This window comes from Streptomyces sp. HD, assembly GCF_028369295.1.
Taxonomy (GTDB): domain Bacteria; phylum Actinomycetota; class Actinomycetes; order Streptomycetales; family Streptomycetaceae; genus Streptomyces.
This window is the reverse complement of record NZ_JAQMYP010000025.1, coordinates 128,817-145,883: the sequence shown is the minus strand read 5'-3', so window position 1 is coordinate 145,883 and position 17,067 is coordinate 128,817. Positions and strand designations below refer to the sequence as shown.

Sequence of the window (17,067 nt, the reverse complement as noted above, 5' to 3'; positions counted from 1 at the left end):
GGGGGGGGGGCGGGGGGCGGGGGGGGGGGGGGGGGGGGGGGGGGGGGGGGGGGGGGGGGGGGGGGGGGGGGGGGGGGGGGGGGGGGGGGGGGGGGGCGGGGGGGGGGGCGCGGCGGGGGGGGGGGGGGGGCCGTGGGGGGGGGGGGGGGGGGGGGGGTGGGGGGGGGGGGGGGGGGTGGGGGGGGGGGGGGGGGGCCCCCCCCCCCCCCCCCCCACGGAGTCTTCGGAGTCTCAGGCGGGGTGGTTCGCCGTCCAGCCCGCCCAGGCGGACGCGATCATGTCGTCCACCCCGTACCGCGCCTTCCAGCCCAGCTCCGTCGTGACCCGGTCGTCCGAGGCGACGACCCGGGCGGGGTCGCCCGGCCGCCGGTCCATGACCTCGGGGGGCAGGCCGTGGCCGGTGAGCGTGTTGATCCGGTCGATCATCTCGCGCACCGAGACGCCCTCCCCGCGCCCGATGTTGAGCGTGAGGTCCGTGCCCGGTGCCGCGCTCAGCCGCCGCGCGGTCGCCACATGGGCCTCCGCCAGGTCGACGACGTGGATGTAGTCACGGACACAGGTCCCGTCGGGGGTCGGGTAGTCGGCGCCGAAGATCCGCGGCGCGGCGCCCTCGGTGAGCTTCTCGAACACCATGGGGACGAGGTTGAAGACCCCGGTGTCGGCCAGCTCGGGGCTCGCCGCGCCGGCCACGTTGAAGTAGCGGAGCGAGGCCGTCGACAGCCCGGTGGCCCGGCCGGTGGCCCGCACCAGCCATTCGCCGGCCAGCTTGGTCTCGCCGTACGGGCTCATCGGCTCGCAGGGCGTCTCCTCGGTGACGAGGTCCACATCCGGCATGCCGTAGACGGCGGCCGAGGACGAGAACACGAACGAGGCGACCCCGGCCTCGGTGACCGCGGAGAGCAGGGTGCGCAGGCCCTCGATGTTCTCCCGGTAGTAGTGCAGTGGTTGTTCGACGGACTCGCCGACCTGCTTCTTCGCCGCGAGGTGCACGACGCCGGTGATGCCGTGGTCCCGGATGGCGCGCCCGAGCAGCTCACCGTCCAGCGTGGAGCCGACGACCAGCGGCACCCCGTCGGGGATCCGTTCGGCGATCCCCGTGGACAAGTCGTCGTAGACGACGGCTCGTTCGCCCGCGTCCAGCATCGCGCGCACGACGTGCGCCCCGATGTAGCCGGCGCCACCGGTGATCAGCCAGGTCATGTACAGCCCTTCGTTGAAAATGGGTGGAAACCAGAGAAGCCGCAGGTCAGCGTAGTCGAGAGTCAGCGGAAGAAGCGCTGGAGGCGACGGCGTACGACGTCGGTCACCCCGCTCAGACCGGGCGCGAGCCGCACCGCCAGCGCCCCCGAGTGGGTGGCGTACGGCTGCACCAGCAGCACGGCGTGCCGCAGGCTCGGCAGGGCGCACCGGCTCAGCAGCCCGGCGCCCGCGACCGCGTGGGCGGTGATCTCGCGGTGGGTGCCGTCCTTGAAGCGCAGCCGGAGCTTGAGGTCCCAGGTGCCGCGGCCCAGCGCCGCCAGGTCGAGCGGGAACTCGGCCGACCAGGTGTCGGCGCCCGGGTCGGCCGTGAGGGGAGCCGTGCCGGAGAATCCCACCCGGCCGTTGTCCCGCTCCACGAACTCGGTCTCGACGGCCTCCGGTCCGGTCTGCGCCATCCGCCCGTACATCTCGTGCAGGCGCAGCCGGAGCCTCGTCCCGAGCACGCGGGGGCGCAGTTCGGCGTCGACGGCGGCGGGCAGCACGTGCACGGGGCGGACCAGGAGGTGGTCCAGCTCCACCTGGGGCAGCTCCGCCGACCAGACCGGGGTGCCGTCGTCCGCGCGCGCGTAGGGCGGGTTCAGCCGGGCCGGGCGGGCCGCGAACTCCTTGAGCCGGTCCAGGTCGCACGGCTCCTCGGAGGCGAGGATCACCCGGGCGACGACCCGGCCGGGCGCGGGCGCCGACGCGAAGTCGCCCTCGTCGAAGGAGGCGAGGTACGCGCGGGTGACGGTCCACCACTCGCGCCGGTACTCCTCGCTGCGCAGATGCAGCTCGCGCGCGTACATGCGCAGGGAGTGGTCGAGGAAGCGGGCCCGCGTCGCCTGCGCCAGCCGCTTCTCCCCGGCGCCCAGCAGGATGTCGTACGACAGCTGGTCGGCGTCGGTCCGGGCGCGCCAGTTGGCGATGTTCGCGCGGTCGAGGGAGATGGACAGCCGGGTCGCCGACCGGCGCACGTGCCAGATGTACACGGGCTCGGGGGTCAGCGCGACGCTCGGCGCGGCGGCCAGGACGCGCGCGGTGAAGACGAAGTCCTCGTAGGGGAAGCGGCCCTCGGGGAAGCTGATGCCGTGGTCGCGCAGGAAGTCGGTGCGGTAGAGCTTGTTGACGCAGAGCGTGTCGCGCACCAGGCTCACCCGTCGGTCGGGGTGGGCGACCAGCGCGCGGCTGGTGTACAGCTCGGGCTGCCAGGGGGTCTCGCGCCCGGAGGGCAGCTCCTTGCGCAGGCACAGCCCGGCCGCGACCGGCGCGTAGTGCCGCGCGGCCGCCTCCAGCAGTGCGTCGACGGCGCCCGGCGGCAGGACGTCGTCGCTGTCCAGGAACATCACATAGGGGGAGGTCGCGGCGTTCAGCCCGTCGTTGCGCGGGGTGCCGCAGCCGCCGCTGTTGGTCGGGCGCCGGATCACCTTCAGGCGGGATTCCTCGGCGGCCATGCCTTCGAGCAGCGCCACGCTGCCGTCCGACGAGCAGTCGTCGACCGCGATCACCTCACGGACGGACGGCCCCTGCGCGAGCGCCGAACGCACCGCGTCCGCCACATGGGCGGCGTCGTCGTACCCGATGACGACGACAGTGACCTGCGCCTGCTGGAGAGCCATGACTGCCCCGACCCGTAGTGATTTATCCGTAATGCCTGTTTCGAGACCTTCGAGCCTCGGAGTGGAAGATGGCGTCTACGGGGTCGGGGTTCCGTTCAGCCGTTTTTGATTGCGATTCGATTACCGTGGCCGAAACCGGTACGACGGACTCATCGCGTCCCGTCCCAGCGGCCGTCCGGGGTCAGCCCCAGCAGCTCGATCGCGTTGCCGCGCACGATCCGCTCGACGACCTCGGGGTCCAGGTGCCCCATCTGCGCCTCGCCGACCTCGCGGGACTTCGGCCAGGTGGAGTCGGAGTGGGGGTAGTCGGTCTCGTAGAGGACGTTGCCGAGGCCGATCGAGTCCAGGTTCCTGAGCCCGAAGGCGTCGTCGAAGAAGCAACCGTATACATGGTCGGCGAACAGCTCGGACGGCGGCCGGTGCACCTTGTCGGCGACCCCGCCCCAGCCCCGGTTCTCCTCCCACACGACGTCGGCGCGCTCCAGGATGTACGGGATCCAGCCGATCTGGCCCTCCGCGTACATGATCCTGAGGTTGGGGAAGCGCTCGAACTTGCCGCTCATCAGCCAGTCGACCATCGAGAAGCAGCAGTTGGCGAAGGTGATGGTGGAGCCGACGGCGGGCGGGGCGTCTGCGGAGGTGGAGGGCATCCGGCTGGACGAGCCGATGTGCATGGCGACCACGGTGCCGGTCTCGTCGCAGGCGGCGAGGAAGGGGTCCCAGGCGTCGGTGTGGACGGACGGGAGCCCGAGGTGCGGGGGTATCTCGGAGAAGGCGACGGCACGCACACCGCGTGCGGCGTTGCGGCGGACCTCGGCGGCGGCCAGCTCGGCGTCCCAGAGCGGGATGAGGGTGAGCGGAATGAGCCGCCCCTGGGCCGCGGGCCCGCACCACTCCTCCACCATCCAGTCGTTGTAGGCCTGGACGCACAGCAGGCCCAGCTCATGGTCCTTGGCCTCGGTGAAGGTCTGTCCGCAGAAGCGGGGGAAGGTCGGGAAGCAGAGCGCGGACTGGACGTGGTTGACGTCCATGTCGGCGAGGCGCTCGGGAACGTCGTACGAACCCGGGCGCATCTGCTCGTAGGTGATGACTTCGAGCTTGATCTCGTCCCTGTTGTAGCCGACGGCGGTGTCGAGGCGGGTCAGGGGCCGGTGCAGGTCCTCGTACACCCACCAGTCGCCGAGCGGGCCGTCGTCGCCCGGCCGGCCCATGACCGGCTTGAACCGGCCGCCCAGGAAGGTCATTTCCTTCAGGGGCGCGCGGACGGTGCGCGGACCCGTGTCGAGGTACCTCTTGGGCAGCCGGTCCTGCCACACGGTGGGCGGTTCCACGGTGTGGTCGTCGACGGAGATGATCAGGGGAAACGCGGTCTCGGTGTCCATGTCCGTCACGGTAGCGCCGATCTGACGGTCCGTCAGCTACGCGTTCGGGGCCGTCGTCCTGCGGAGACCGGGTGAGGGCCTTGTGATATCCCGCGCGCCTGCCTGTGATCAGCCCCTCCACAGCTGACGCATCTGCCGGAACAAGGCAAACTGGCGGGGATGTAAACGGGTCCTGGGCCCTGTCGTTTGGATCAGCTCGGCTGTGAGGATCGGATTCTCTCGGCCGACCCGAGCGGGGCCTGGGGCGTGCAGCTGCAAGGCGGAGGAGGGCGGCGACGCGATGGGGGTCCCCCCGCGCGAGGTCGTTCGAGCGTGGGGGAGTCGGCAACCACGACAACGCCGCAGATGCGCGTGCCAGGGCCCGCGACGCCGGGATGATCCAAACGACAGGGCCTTGGGGGACTGCGATGGGCGAGGTACTGCGAGTGCCGGAGCAGAGGCGTCCCGGCTCCTCGACAGATACGGCGGAGAAGGTGGAAGCGGCAGAGGCAACGGCACTGCGCTTCAGCGTGCTCGGTCCGGTACGCGCCTGGCGCGGCGAGGAACAGCTCCCCACCGGCTCCCCCCAGCAGCGCGCCCTGCTCGCGGCCCTGCTGCTGCGCGAGGGCCGTACGGCGACGGCGGCCGAGCTGATCGACGCCCTGTGGGGCGAGGAACCGCCCTCGCAGGCGCTGGCGGCGGTCCGGACGTATGCCTCCCGGCTGCGCAAGGTGCTGGACCCCGGGGTCCTGGTGAGCGAGTCGGGCGGTTACGCCGTACGCGGTCTGGACGACGGCGCGCTGGACCTGGCCGTGGCCCAGGAGCTCGCGGCGCAGGCGGAGAAGGCGAAGAACGCCGGGGATCTGTGCCATGCCTGCGAGATGCTCGGGCAGGCGCTGGCGCTGTGGGCCGGCGAGGTGCTGGCGGGCGTTCCCGGGCCGTACGCGGAGAACCAGCGGGTCCGGCTGGAGGAGTGGCGGCTCCAGTTGCAGGAGGCGCGCCTGGACCTGGACCTGGAGCTGGGCTGCCACGCGGAGGCGGTCTCGGAGCTGACGGCGCTCACAGCGGCGCACCCGCTGCGGGAGCGGCTGCGGGAGCTGCTGATGCTCGCCCTGTACCGCAGCGGCCGGCAGGCGGAGGCGCTGGCGGTGTACGCGGACACGCGGCGGCTGCTGGCGGACGAGCTGGGCGTGGACCCGCGCCCAGGCCTGAGCGAGCTCCAGCAGCGGATCCTCCAGGCGGACCCGGGTCTCGCACAGCCCTCGGCGCCGGTGGCCGAGCCCGCCGTCGTCCCGGTCCGTCCGGCCCAGCTCCCCGCCACCGTCCCCGACTTCACGGGCCGCGCCGCCTTCGTCTCGGAGCTGAGCGACGTCCTCGCCACGGCCGAGGGCCGGGTGATGGCGGTGTCCGCGCTGGCCGGCATCGGTGGCGTGGGCAAGACGACCCTCGCGGTGCACGTGGCGCACCAGGCGCGCTCGGCCTTCCCCGACGGACAGCTCTACGTCGACCTGCAGGGCGCGGGCCCGCGGGCCGCCGAACCGGAGACAGTCCTCGGTTCCTTCCTGCGCGCCCTGGGCACCGCGGACTCGGCGGTCCCGGACTCGCTGGAGGAGCGGGCGGCGCTGTACCGCTCGGTGCTGGACGGCCGCCGGGTCCTGGTGCTGCTGGACAACGCCAAGGACGCCGCCCAGGTACGCCCGCTGCTGCCGGGCACGGAAGGCTGCGCGGCGCTGGTGACGTCCCGGGTGCGGATGGTGGACCTGGCCGGGGCCCATCTGGTCGACCTGGACGTGATGTCCCCCGACGAGGCGCTGTCCCTGTTCACGAAGATCGTGGGCCAGGAGCGGGTGGCGTCCGAGCGGGAGGCCGCGCTGGACGTCGTCGCGGCCTGCGGTTTCCTGCCGCTGGCGATCCGCATCGCCGCGTCCCGGCTGGCAGCGCGCCGCACCTGGACGGTGTCGGTGCTCGCCGCCAAGCTGGGCGACGAGCGGCGCCGGCTCGATGAGCTGCAGGCCGGCGACCTCGCCGTCAAGGCGACCTTCGAGCTCGGCTACGGCGCCCTGGAGCCCGCCCAGGCACGGGCGTTCCGGCTGCTGGGCCTGGCCGACGGCCCGGACATCTCGCTGGCCGCCGCCTCGGCCGTACTGGATCTGTCCGCGGAGGACACCGAGGACCTCCTTGAGGCCCTCGTCGACACGTCGCTGCTGGAGTCGGCGGCGCCCGGACGCTACCGGTACCACGACCTGGTCCGGCTCTACGCGCGTGCGTGCGCGGAGCGGGACGAGCAGCCGCCGAGTGAGCGGGACGCGGCGTTGTCGCGGCTGCTGGACTTCTATCTGGCCACGGCCGCCGCGGTGTACGCGATCGAGCGGCCCGGCGACCGGCTGGTGGACCAGCTGGCGGACACCACCCATCCGGGGCTCACCTTCGAGGACCGCGAGGGCGCCCGGGACTGGCTCTACACCGAGGCCAACTGCCTGCTGCCGTTCGCCCGCCAGTGCGCCGACCGTCCGCGGGCCCTGCGGCGCGCCGTCGACCTGCTGTGGGCCGCCGTCGACATCTCGGAGTCGGGGGCCAACTCCAAGGAGTACGAGGCCACCGCGCGCACCCTGATGAAGGCCGCCCGGCAGGCCGGCGTGGAGCAGGTCGAGGCCCGTGCGCTCATGACCCTGTCCCACGCGCACCTCGACAGCGGCCGCTTCGACATGGCCGACCAGGAGGCCGAGCAGGTCATCAGCCTCGCCCACCGCGCCGACGACCTGCTGCCGGTCTGCTGGGCCCACAACGCGCGCGGTGTCATCGCCCTATACCAGGGGCGCAACACGGACGGCGAGGAGCACCTCTCCCACGCGATCAGCCACTTCCGCACGCTGGGCGACCGTCCGGGCGAGGCCAGCGCCCTGTGCAACCTGTCCCGGATCCATCTGGCGACCGGTCGCACGGAGAGCGCCGTCTCGCTGGCCCGGGAGGGCATGGAGATCTACGACGCCATGGGCAACTCCATGCGCGGCGCGAACGGCCGTTACGCGCTGGGGATGGCCCTCACCCAGAGCGGGCAGCTCGCGCCCGCGGCCGACCGGCTGCTCGAAGCGCTGGAGGTCTTCCGCGACAGCCGCCAGCGGCTGTGGGAGGGCATGACCCTGTTCCGGCTGGCGGAGGTCGACATCGCCGCGCGGCGCTACGCCCAGGCCGCGGCGAACGCCGAGATGGCGCTGACGGTGCTGCGCGGCATCGGCGGGGAGTGGCGGCGCGGCAACGTCCTCACCGTGCTCGGCCGCGCCCTGTCCGCCGTCGGGCACACCGGGCGCGCCCGGGTCTGCTGGGAGGAAGCCGTCGCCATCTACGACGAGTTGGGCTCACCGGAGGCGGCCGCCGTCCGTGAGCTCCTGGCGCCCGTGCGGGCCGCCTGAGGCGGTCTGCCGCGGCGTTCATCATTCGTTTATCGCCGGGCTCCATCCTCAAGACAGTCGATCCGTCGCGTCGGGGGGCAGACGGGTCGCCAAAGGGGGCCGCGCACCAGCGGATTAGGGTGACGGTCCGACGGGCCCGCCCGGTCGTCCTCGGGGGAATGACCGGGCGGGCCTCGCCAACCCATGGCCGAACAACACCCATTGGAGAGCGAACCATCATGAGCGACGAGCAGACCGTCAAGCCCGAGGACATCCACGCCACGTCCGAGCCCGTCCAGACGGCGACCGCCGACACCAAGAAGGCGACGGACGGCGGCGCCACCACGCAGGGCGACATCCACGCCACCGGGGAGCCCTTGGAGACCAAGGACATCCACGCGACGTCGGAGCCCTTCAAGCCGACCAAGTAGGCCCCGGTCCGGGGGGACCCAAGCCTCATCCCACGGGGATCGGCCGCGGCGGCGCGGAGGGGGAGCCGCCGCGGCCGAGTTGTGTCCCCGCCCCTAGGAGCGCCCCCTCAACTCCCCCTTGACCACCTTCCCGCTCGCGTTGCGCGGCAGTTCCGCGATGAACTCCACCATCCGCGGCACCTTGTAGTTCGCCATCTCCCGCCGTGCCCAGGCGATCAGGTCGTCCCCGGTCAGCACCGCTCCGGGCCGGCGGACCACGAACGCCTTGCCGACCTCGCCCAGCCGTGGATCCGGTACGCCGATCACCGCGACGTCCGTCACCTCCGGATGGAGGCCGAGCATCTGCTCTATCTCCGCCGGGTACGCGTTGAAGCCGCCGACGATGAACATGTCCTTGATGCGGTCGGTGATCCGGAGATTGCCCCCGTCGTCCAGCACCCCCACATCACCCGTGCGCAGCCAGCCGTCCCGCGTCAGCACCTCCGCCGTGGCCGCCGCGTCCTCGTAGTAGCCCCGCATGACGTTGAAGCCGCGGACCAGGACCTCGCCGGGTTCGCCGACCGGCGCCTCGACGCGTACCTCGGTGCCCGGTATCGCCCGTCCCGAGGTCGACGCGATGACCGACGGGTCGTCACCGCGCCGGCACATCGTCACGATGCCGCTGGCCTCCGAGAGGCCGTACGCCGTGAGGACCGTCTCCACACCGAGCTCGCCGCGCAGGCGTTCCACCAGGCGCAACGGGACGACCGCGGCGCCCGTCACCACCAGCCGCAGCGCGGAGAGGTCGTATCCGTCCCGGGCCGGGTGGTCCAGCAGCGACTGGTGCAGCGTCGGCGGGCCCGGCAGCACCGACACCCGTTCCGCCGCGATGTTCGCGAGCGCCGTGCCGACGTTGAACACCGGCTGGGGGATCATCGTCGCGCCCCGCATCAGACAGGCGATCACTCCGGCCTTGTAGCCGAAGGTGTGGAAGAAGGGGTTCACGATGAGATAGCGGTCGCCCTGCCGCAGGCCCGCCAGGTCGCTCCACACCTCGTATGCGCGGAGCGTCTGCGCGTGGGTGATCACCGCGCCCTTCGGGCGGCCCGTCGTGCCGGACGTGAAGACGATGTCCGACGGCCAGGGGCCGGACACGGCCTCCGAAACCGCCCGCACCTCCGCAGCGCCCACCCCGTCGCCGCTCGCCAGGAAGTCCTTCCAGGTGCGGAAGTCGGCGGGGGCGTCGTCCGACAGCACCACCACCTGCTCCAGGTCCGGCAGTCCCGGCCCCTCCGCGACCGCCCGCCGCAGCGACGCCACATACGACGTCCCCAGGAAGGTGCCCGTCACGAACAGCAGCCGCGCCCCGCTCCTGCGCAGCACGTCCGCCGCCTCCCCGCCCTTGAAACGGGTGTTCAGCGGCACCAGCACCGCCCCGGCCGACACCGCGCCCAGTGCCGCCACCATCCAGTCCAGCGAGTTGGGCGCCCAGATGCCGACCCGGTCGCCCGGCTCGACCCCGTTCGCCATGCAGGCCGCCGCCGAACGCTCCACGCGGGCGCCCAGTTCGGCGTACGAGATCCGGGTGCGGCCCTCCACCACCGCCTCGGCGTCCGCGTACCGCTCGGCCGCGGTGCGGACGAGTTGCGGAATGCTGCCCCACTCCAAGTCACCGCGCACGGTACGCCTCCCAACGCCGTAGCTGACTACCTGTCAGATTAGCTGTACCCTGACGGCCTGTCAGCAGCCCTTCAGCAGCATGGAGGTGTGCGCATGGCCGGACTCAAGGACGCCACGGCGATCGTCGGCACAGGTCAGACCCGCTTCGCCAAACACCTCCCCGAGGACGAGAGAACCCTCGCCTGCCGGGCCGTCCTCGCCGCCCTCGACGACGCCGGGATCGCCCCCTCGGAGGTCGACGCCCTCGCCTCCTACACCATGGAGGAGACCGACGAGGTCGAGCTGGCGAAGGCGGTCGGCTTCGGCGACCTCACCTTCTTCAGCAAGGTGGGGTACGGAGGCGGCGGTTCGTGTGCCACCGTCGCCCACCTCGCGGCCGCCATAGCGAGCGGACAGGCCACCGTCGGCGTCGCCTGGCGGTCGCGCAAGCGCGGGTCCGGGCCCCGCCCCTGGACCAACACCGGCGCCCAGCTCCCCACCCCGGCCCAGTGGACCCGCCCCTTCGGCCTGCTCCGGCCCGCCGACGAGATCGCCATGCTCACCCGCCGCTACATGCACGAGTACGGCGCCACCCGGGACCACCTCTTCAACGTCGCCCTCGCCTGCCGCAACCGGGCCAACCAGAACCCGGAAGCGATCATGTACGAACGGCCCCTGACCCGCGAGATGTACATGACCTCCCGCTGGATCAGCGAGCCCCTCTGCCTCTTCGACAACTGCCTGGAGACCGACGGCGCGCTGGCCTGCGTGGTAGTCAGCCGCGAGCGCGCCCGGGACTGCCGGCACACCCCCGTCTACGTCCACTCCGCCGCCCAGGGCCTGCCCGCCCAGCACCACGGCATGGTCAACTACTGGAACGACGACCCGCTCACCGGCCCCGCCTGGACCGCCGCCCGGCATCTGTGGAAGCACGCCGACTTCACCCCACAGGATGTGGACGTCGCCCAGATCTACGACGCGTTCACGGCGCTCATACCGCTCTCGCTGGAGGGGTACGGGTTCTGCGGGAGGGGCGAGGGAGGGGCGTTCACCGAGCAGGGGGCGCTGGAGATCGGCGGGCGGCTGCCCCTCAACACCGGCGGCGGCGGACTCAGCGAGGCCTACGTCCACGGGTTCAACCTCATCAACGAGGGCGTACGGCAACTGCGTGGCACCAGCACCGCCCAGGTCCCCGGCGCCGCCACCTGTCTCGTCACCGCCGGCGAAGGCGTCCCCACCTCCGCGCTGCTCCTGAGGAGTTGACCGAACGATGCTCTCCCCCCTCACCGACCCCGACGGCGCCCCCTTCTGGCAGTACGCCGCCCAGGGCGAACTCCGCGTCCAGACCTGCGCCGACTGCACAGAACCCCGCTTCCCGCCCCGCCCCTGCTGCCCGCACTGCCAGTCCTTCGCGAGCGAGTGGCACCGGGTGTCCGGCCATGGCCGGATCTGGTCCTACGTCGTCCCGCACCCGCCCCTGCTGCCCGAGTACGCCGCCCAGGCCCCGTACAACGTCGTGGTCGTCGAACTCGCCGACGCGCCCCGCATCCGCCTGGTCGGGAACCTCGTCACCGGCCCCGACGCGCCCCTGAACTCCCTCCCCCCGGACCGGATCCGCATCGGCGCCAAGGTCCAGGCCGTGTTCAGCGGCACCGGGCTTCCGCAGTGGGTCCTGGAGCGCCCGTGAACCTCGCCGTCACCGCCGACAAGGACACCGGCGTCGCCGTCGTCACCCTCGACCGGCCCGAGCGTCTGAACGCCATCGACCTCGCGATGCGGGACGAACTCATCGCGACCTGGCGGGAGTTGCGGTTCGACGACACCGTACGGGCCGTCGTGCTCACCGGCGCCGGACGGCGGGCGTTCTGTACGGGCCTCGACCGGGAGGCCGTGGTCCCGCAGCCCAGCTCGCCGTACATGCAGGACGATCCGCTGCTCCGGGTCGGGCCGAAGTCCAATGACCTGTGGAAGCCCGTCGTCGCCGCCGTGACGGGCATGGCCTGCGGCGGCGCCTTCTATCTGCTCGGCGAGGCGGACTTCCTGGTCGCCGACCCGACCGCGACCTTCTTCGACCCGCACACCACCTACGGCATGGTCAGCGCCTACGAGTCGATGCTCATGGCGCTGCGGATGCCGCACGGGGAGGCCGCGCGGACGGCGCTCATGGGGAGCGCGGAGAGGATGTCGGCGCGGCGGGCCCTGGAGATCGGGCTGGTCTCCGAACTCACCGAGGCCGGCGGGGCGTTGGCGGCCGCCATCGGCTGCGCGACCGTCATCGCCGGGTATCCGACGCAGGCAGTGCAGGGGACCGTACGGGCCCTGTGGGCGGCCAGGGAGGCCGCCCTCGACCGGGCGTTCGCTCAGGCGCCGCACCTGATCGCGCTCGGGAACCTGCCGGGCGAGCAGCAGGGCGAGCTGTTCCGGGCGCGGCGCCGCGAGTACCGGATCCGGTGAGCTACTGCGCCGTCCGCGTCACGTCGACCAGAACGCAGCTCACATCGCTCGTGGCCTCGCCGGCCTCCGCGACGTACGTGGCGGTGACGTCCAGCGTGTCGGTGGAGTTCGGCGAGACGTACGGGATGGTGGACTTGCTGGTGCGCAGGGGCGTGCCGTCGGCCTCCCGGAAGGCCACGCCGAACTCGTAGGTGTACGTCGTGACCGTGCTGGTGTTGCCGGCCTTGACCCGGGCGACGACACCCCGGGTCTCGTCGTACACGCAGCTCTCGATCTCCACGTCCGAGGTGGGCACGGCGGATTCCGTCGCACCGCCGGAGCCGCCCGAGGTCGAGTAGTCGTCGTCATCGTCGTCGTAGTGGGTGCTGCCGCCCGTCGTCCCGCCCGAACTGCTCGACGAGCTGCTGGAGTTCGAGCTGTCGTCGCACCCGCCCCCGTGCGAGCGCCGCGCTCCGGTCAGGGCGACCACCACACAGACGGACACGGCCACAGCGCGGACATGGCGAAGCTTCACGTCGTTCAACCCCCGAAATTTTCCTGCGAACCCGTTGCTCTGATCGTGAGCACGTCAGGCTAGCAGCGGCCGCATGGCGGCAATCGCTTACCGGGCGTAGCGTCTCGTGTAAGAGCGGTGAAGACGGTCGCTCTTGCTGGGACGGCCGCCGTCCGGACCCCTTCCGTGCGCCGGTACGACGGCCGTCACACCCTTGACTTACGCGCCGCGGGCCGTGGCCGTGCCCTTCTCCGCGTCCAGTGCGTACACACAGCGGTCCTTGCTGCACGCGTACACGACGCCGTCCTTCACCACCGGGGAGCCGGTGATCTCGCCGCCGGTCGCGAGTTTCCAGCGCAGCCGGCCGTCATCGGCCTTCAGGGTGTAGAGCAGGTGGTCGGTGGAGCCGAAGTGGATCCGGCCCTCCGCGACCGCGGGCGCGCCCACGATGTCGCCGCCCGCCTGGAAGCGCCACTTCGGCGTCCCGGTGACCGCGTCCAGCGTGTACAGGCCCTTGCCGCTGCCGACGTGCACATGGCCCCCGGCCACCAGCACCGGTTCGATCGAGGACCGGGACTCGGTGGCGATGCGCCAGCGGTCGCGGCCGTCGGTGGCGTCCAGGGCGTACACCGTGCCGAGGTAGTCGGCGAGGTACACGCCGCCGCCGGTCACCGCGGGGCCCGGCACGAAGGCCGGCGGACACAGGAAGACGGCGGGCGCCTCGAAGTGCCAGCGGACGTGCCCGCCGGCCACGTCCAGCGCGAGGACGCGGGTCCCGGCCGAGACGTACACGAAGCCGTCCGGCGCCTGCGCCACCCGCACCGGTACGCCCCCGCAGGAGGCCGCGTCGCCGATGGGGTACGACCAGCGCTCGTCGCCCGTGCGGGCGTCCAGGGCGCGCAGCCGGGCGTCCTGCCAGACGTACACGGTGCCGTCGAACAGCGCCGGTCCGGCCTCCGGGGACTCGAAGTCGGTCTGCGCCCCGGTGATCTCCCACAGCTTCTGCCCATTGGAGGCCTCCCAGGCCTGGACGCCGCCACCGCGGGTGCCGGTGACGACCGTGCCCCGCTCGGCCTTGAGGGAGTACACCCAGGCGTCCGTCTGGAGCCGCCACAGGTCGGCGCCCTCGCGGCAGTCCAGGGCGAACAGGGTGGGGCCGTCGGAGGCGTGGATACGGCCGTCCGAGACCGCCATCGACCAGGCCACGTCCCGCGTCTTGAAGCGACGGCGGCCGGTGGCCACGTCCAGGGCGTGCACCTCGAAGGAGGTGACGTAGACGAGGTCGTCGGCGACGGACGGGGTGCCCCATACGTCGTTCGACATGCGGAAACGCCAGGGCCGCCAGCCGGCCGTCGGCTCCGGGGGCGCGGCCGGCACCGCCGGTACGGCAGGGCCCACGGCGGGGTCGGCGCCGTTGACGCCGGGGCGGGGCCTGGACCAGGAGGCGACGAGGCCGGCCTCCGGCGGCGGGGCCTGCATCGCGGCGGCGCGGGCGTCGGAGACCCGGGGGCCGGGGCCGATCGGGACCGCGGCGCCGGCCAGGCGGACGGGGCCGGTGTCGGGGGCGCCGACCGGGACGGGCGCGGGCTGCGCGCCCGGGACCACCGGGTCGTGCGAGGGCGGGGGCGGGACGGGTCCGGGCGCGGGGGCGGCGATACGGCCCCCGCTGCGGCCGGAGGACGACGAGGGCTTCGCCGCCGGGCGGCCGCCGCGCCGCGTCTCGATCAGGCCGACCGCCCGCTCGGGCAGCCACGCCGACGCCGTACCGCTGTCGTCGGAGCCGGAGCCGAAGAGGTGCGGGGCCAGCTGGGACTGGAGGTCTGCCGGGTTGGGGCGGGCCGTGGCCTCCATCTGCATCAGGGACTCGATGAGCGGGCGCAGCTCGTCCGGGAGGCCTTCGAGGTCCGGGCCTTCGCGCAGCAGCATGAAGACGGTCTCGACCGGGTTGGCGCCGTGGAACGGGGGGTGTCCGGTGGCGGCGAACACCAGCATCGAGCCCAGCGAGAAGACATCGCTCGCGCCGGTCACGCTGCGGGAGTCCTTCGCCTGCTCCGGGGACATGTAGGCGGGCGTGCCGACCGCGACGTTGGTCATCGTCAAACGGGTGTTCGAAACGCCGGACGCGATACCGAAGTCGATGACGCGGGGGCCGTCCTCGACGACGAGCACGTTGGAGGGCTTGAGGTCACGGTGGACGAGCCCCGCGCCGTGGATCGACTGGAGGGCCTCCGCCACACCTGCCGCCAGCCAGCGCACCGCCTGGGCCGGGAGCGGCCCGCACTCGTTCACTATCTCTTCGAGGGAGGGCGCCGGGACATACGCGGTGGCCAGCCACGGCACGGCCGCACGCGGGTCGGCGTCGACGACGGCCGCCGTGTAGAAGCCGGAGACCGCGCGGGCCGCCTCCACCTCACGCGTGAAGCGGACGCGGAACAGCTGGTCCTCGGCGAGCTCCGTACGGACCGTCTTGATCGCCACGCGACGGCCCGAAGCCGAGCGCGCGAGATAGACCAGCCCCATGCCGCCGGCACCCAGCCGTCCGAGTACCTCGAACGGCCCGATCCTGCGCGGATCGTGCTGCGTCAGCTGATCCACCACTCTGCCTGCCACCTCCCCGTACGGGCCCCGTCACCCGCATGTGTACGCGACCCCGTGCAGCGTCTCACCACCGGCACCGCCTTGGCGGCACGCACCCCGATTCTTCCTGTCCGAAGGCGTGGTTGCGAACCCGAGGGCGGAACGGGGTGTCTTGGGACAAAACCACACTCCGGCACTCACGGATAGCGACGGTTCGCATAGTGGGACGCCCTATCCACTGGAGGAAGACGCCTGAACCACCGGAGGTAAGGCGGCGGTAAGAGTGCGCTCAGCGCTCCAGGACCGCGAACGACGCCCCCTGGTTGTCGATGACCACGGCGACCGTGCCGTACGACGTTTCGAAGGGCGGCACCTGCACGCGCCCGCCGAGCCGGTTCACCGTGCCGAGGGCCTCGATGCAGGACGCCACCCGGAAGTGGACGACGAAATGGGGCGGCATCATCGCCGAGAAGACCTCGGAGACGGACGAGCGGCCGAAGTCGGGCTTGGCGTCCGGCCCGAACAGGGCGTCCTGGAAGAGGCTGCCGTAGAACTGGTTGGCAACCTCGGTGTCCCGGGCATAGAGCTGGACCCAGGCGAAGGTGCCGGTCTCGTGCCGCCGGCCGAAGCCCTGGTGGCCGTCCCCCTGCCAGAGTGCGAAGACGGCGCCCTCGGCGTCGGTGACCAGCGCGGCGGCGCCCAGCCCGTCCCCGATCGCCACGGGCGGGATGACCACCTGCCCGCCGGCCCCGCGGATCCGCCGCCCCAGCGCCTGGGCGTCCGGGGTGGCGAAGTACACCGTCCACACGGACGGCAGCCGCCCGTCCGCCTTACGGGCGAGCGCGGCGACGCGGTCACCGTCCAGCCGGGCCCATACGGTGGAGTCGTACGCCTCCTCGAAGTCCCACCCGAAGAGCTCACCGTAGAACCGCTTGCCCGCCTCCACGTCGGGAAGCTGTGCGTCCACCCAGCACGGAACGCCCTCCGCGTATCCCGTTCCGTTCCCGGATGCCCTGTTTTCGGCCATGCCGCCAAAGTAACGGCGTCTCACGCAACCCGCAGACCAGGCACACCAGCCTCGCGCTCCCCGTGCACCCCATTTGCAGTCGGCCGAATCGCGCCCCGATCACGCCTCGGTAAGCTGACGGCATGACAGGACAAGTGCGTACCGTCGACGGCCGCGTGGCCGGTCGGCGTGGGCAGGCGACCCGGCAGAAGCTGCTCGACTGCCTCAGCGAGATGCTCAGCTCCTCCCCTTACCGGGACGTCAAAGTCATCGATGTGGCCCGGAAGGCGGGGACTTCACCCGCGACCTTCTACCAGTACTTCCCGGACGTCGAGGGCGCCGTCCTGGAGATCGCCGAGCAAATGGCCACCGAGGGCGCCGGGTTGACCGAGCTCGTGGAGGGCCGCAGCTGGGTCGGCAAGGCGGGCTGGCAGACCGCACAGGAACTCGTCGACGGATTCCTGGACTTCTGGCGCCGCAACGACGCGATCCTCAGGGTGGTCGACCTGGGCGCGTCCGAGGGCGACAAACGGTTCTACAAGATCCGTATGAAGATCCTGAACTCCGTCAACAACTCCCTTGCGGAATCCGTCACTCAGCTGCAGGCCAAGGGCAAGGTCGACAAGGACGTCAACCCGGCCGCGGTCGCGGGTTCGATCGTCGCGATGCTCGCGGCGGTGGCCTCGCACCAGAAGGGTTTCCAGACCTGGGGCGTCAAGCAGGCCGAACTCAAGCCGAACCTCGCGCTGTTGGTGCATCTGGGTGTGACCGGCAAGAAGCCGACGAAGTAACCGCGCTCAAGTCCTGTCTCGCAGGCGGTGGTCCATGCGCGTGGGCCGCCGCCTGCTGCCCGTTCACGGCAC

13 protein-coding genes are annotated in these 17,067 nt (G+C 72.2%); 6 read left to right on the top strand and 7 right to left on the bottom strand.

Annotation, left to right across the window (positions count from 1 at the left end; translation table 11 throughout):
- Positions 1–231: 231 nt before the first annotated feature.
- From galE to POF73_RS24485, 3 genes are all read right to left on the bottom strand, one after another.
- Positions 232–1,200: a UDP-glucose 4-epimerase GalE gene (gene galE, locus POF73_RS24495; RefSeq protein WP_272119082.1), complete on the bottom strand. Its 969-nt coding sequence runs from the start codon at positions 1,198–1,200 to the stop codon at positions 232–234.
- A 62-nt stretch (positions 1,201–1,262) separates the two neighbouring features.
- Positions 1,263–2,855 (bottom strand): glycosyltransferase family 2 protein, encoded by a 1,593-nt coding sequence (locus POF73_RS24490; RefSeq protein ID WP_272119081.1) that lies wholly within the window; start codon positions 2,853–2,855, stop codon positions 1,263–1,265.
- A gap of 149 nt (positions 2,856–3,004) precedes the next feature.
- Entirely contained in the window at positions 3,005–4,237 is a 1,233-nt protein-coding gene (locus POF73_RS24485; protein WP_272119079.1) for an amidohydrolase family protein, read from the bottom strand.
- 407 nt (positions 4,238–4,644) lie between these two features.
- Here POF73_RS24485 and POF73_RS24480 point away from each other — a divergent pair, with 407 nt between their 5' ends.
- Positions 4,645–7,626 carry an AfsR/SARP family transcriptional regulator gene (locus tag POF73_RS24480; protein ID WP_272119077.1) on the top strand — a complete coding sequence of 994 codons (2,982 nt, stop codon included), beginning with the start codon at positions 4,645–4,647 and terminating at the stop codon, positions 7,624–7,626.
- A 218-nt stretch (positions 7,627–7,844) separates the two neighbouring features.
- Positions 7,845–8,036 carry a hypothetical protein gene (locus tag POF73_RS24475; protein ID WP_272119075.1) on the top strand — a complete coding sequence of 64 codons (192 nt, stop codon included), beginning with the start codon at positions 7,845–7,847 and terminating at the stop codon, positions 8,034–8,036.
- A 93-nt stretch (positions 8,037–8,129) separates the two neighbouring features.
- On the opposite strand, the gene POF73_RS24470 is transcribed toward POF73_RS24475, so the two are convergent.
- Positions 8,130–9,695, bottom strand: coding sequence for a FadD3 family acyl-CoA ligase (locus POF73_RS24470; protein WP_272119074.1), 1,566 nt, complete (start codon positions 9,693–9,695; stop codon positions 8,130–8,132).
- 93 nt (positions 9,696–9,788) lie between these two features.
- On the opposite strand from POF73_RS24470, the gene POF73_RS24465 reads away from it, so the two are divergent.
- From POF73_RS24465 to POF73_RS24455, 3 genes are read left to right on the top strand one after another with little or no spacing between them, the layout of a single operon-like run.
- Positions 9,789–10,937 carry a lipid-transfer protein gene (locus POF73_RS24465; RefSeq protein WP_272119072.1) on the top strand — a complete coding sequence of 383 codons (1,149 nt, stop codon included), beginning with the start codon at positions 9,789–9,791 and terminating at the stop codon, positions 10,935–10,937.
- Positions 10,938–10,944: 7 nt separating this feature from the next.
- On the top strand, positions 10,945–11,361 hold the full coding sequence (locus tag POF73_RS24460; RefSeq protein ID WP_272119070.1) for a Zn-ribbon domain-containing OB-fold protein: 417 nt from the start codon (positions 10,945–10,947) through the stop codon (positions 11,359–11,361).
- Positions 11,358–12,128, top strand: coding sequence for an enoyl-CoA hydratase/isomerase family protein (locus POF73_RS24455; RefSeq protein WP_272119068.1), 771 nt, complete (start codon positions 11,358–11,360; stop codon positions 12,126–12,128). Before POF73_RS24460 ends, POF73_RS24455 begins: the two co-directional genes overlap by 4 nt.
- 1 nt (position 12,129) lies before the next feature.
- On the opposite strand, the gene POF73_RS24450 is transcribed toward POF73_RS24455, so the two are convergent.
- The 3 genes from POF73_RS24450 to POF73_RS24440 form a co-directional block, all read right to left on the bottom strand.
- Positions 12,130–12,651 (bottom strand): hypothetical protein, encoded by a 522-nt coding sequence (locus POF73_RS24450; RefSeq protein ID WP_443049637.1) that lies wholly within the window; start codon positions 12,649–12,651, stop codon positions 12,130–12,132.
- Between the two features lie 189 nt (positions 12,652–12,840).
- Positions 12,841–15,219, bottom strand: coding sequence for an outer membrane protein assembly factor BamB family protein (locus POF73_RS24445; protein ID WP_272119066.1), 2,379 nt, complete (start codon positions 15,217–15,219; stop codon positions 12,841–12,843).
- 268 nt (positions 15,220–15,487) lie between these two features.
- On the bottom strand, positions 15,488–16,225 hold the full coding sequence (locus POF73_RS24440; protein WP_272119064.1) for a VOC family protein: 738 nt from the start codon (positions 16,223–16,225) through the stop codon (positions 15,488–15,490).
- A gap of 134 nt (positions 16,226–16,359) precedes the next feature.
- On the opposite strand from POF73_RS24440, the gene POF73_RS24435 reads away from it, so the two are divergent.
- On the top strand, positions 16,360–16,995 hold the full coding sequence (locus tag POF73_RS24435; protein WP_272119098.1) for a TetR family transcriptional regulator: 636 nt from the start codon (positions 16,360–16,362) through the stop codon (positions 16,993–16,995).
- The last annotated feature ends 72 nt before the right edge of the window (positions 16,996–17,067 follow it).

Excerpts from the sequence above, each read along its gene's own strand:
- POF73_RS24440 (WP_272119064.1), bottom strand. The coding sequence starts at position 16,225 with ATGGCCGAAAACAGGGCATCCGGGAACGGAACGGGATACGCGGAGGGC.
- POF73_RS24465 (WP_272119072.1), top strand. The coding sequence starts at position 9,789 with ATGGCCGGACTCAAGGACGCCACGGCGATCGTCGGCACAGGTCAGACC.
- POF73_RS24480 (WP_272119077.1), top strand. The coding sequence starts at position 4,645 with ATGGGCGAGGTACTGCGAGTGCCGGAGCAGAGGCGTCCCGGCTCCTCG.
- galE (WP_272119082.1), bottom strand. The coding sequence starts at position 1,200 with ATGACCTGGCTGATCACCGGTGGCGCCGGCTACATCGGGGCGCACGTC.
- POF73_RS24475 (WP_272119075.1), top strand. The coding sequence starts at position 7,845 with ATGAGCGACGAGCAGACCGTCAAGCCCGAGGACATCCACGCCACGTCC.
- POF73_RS24485 (WP_272119079.1), bottom strand. The coding sequence starts at position 4,237 with ATGGACACCGAGACCGCGTTTCCCCTGATCATCTCCGTCGACGACCAC.
- POF73_RS24490 (WP_272119081.1), bottom strand. The coding sequence starts at position 2,855 with ATGGCTCTCCAGCAGGCGCAGGTCACTGTCGTCGTCATCGGGTACGAC.
- POF73_RS24460 (WP_272119070.1), top strand. The coding sequence starts at position 10,945 with ATGCTCTCCCCCCTCACCGACCCCGACGGCGCCCCCTTCTGGCAGTAC.